The 352-nt window shown below is 71.0% G+C and carries 1 protein-coding gene; it reads left to right on the forward strand.

The window, feature by feature from the left end:
- Nucleotides 1-50: 50 nt before the first annotated feature.
- Nucleotides 51-352, forward strand: a 302-nt coding sequence (locus GV790_RS29270; protein ID WP_163818056.1) for a hypothetical protein, incomplete at its 3' end; no start/stop codon positions are given.

The following is a 352-nucleotide window of genomic DNA, read 5'->3' on the forward strand; positions in this document are numbered from 1 at the left end:
GAACTCAAACAGCGGCTGGGCCGCGGCCCGCGCCAGACCTGGACCGGGCGATGACGAACCCGCAGCCACGTCCGCCCCGTGAACGCGTGGTGCTGGCCGAGCGGCGCGGCGCCCGCCGGGTGCACACCAGGATGGAGGTGGCGGAACAGACCGAAATCGGTGCCGCCATGATCGGCGGGCTCATCCGCGCCCAACTCGGGCTCGCCCTGCGCCTTGCCCTGGTGACGGTGGCGACGCTCGGCGCGCTACCGCTGCTGTTCGGCATCGAATCCCTCGCAGACGCACACGTTCTCGGCGTCCGGGTGCCGTGGTTACTGCTGGGTGTCGCCGCCTTTCCGGCGCTGTATGCGAT

The sequence above is a fragment of the Nocardia cyriacigeorgica genome (assembly GCF_010858045.1).
Classification (GTDB): Bacteria; Actinomycetota; Actinomycetes; order Mycobacteriales; family Mycobacteriaceae; genus Nocardia; species Nocardia cyriacigeorgica_E.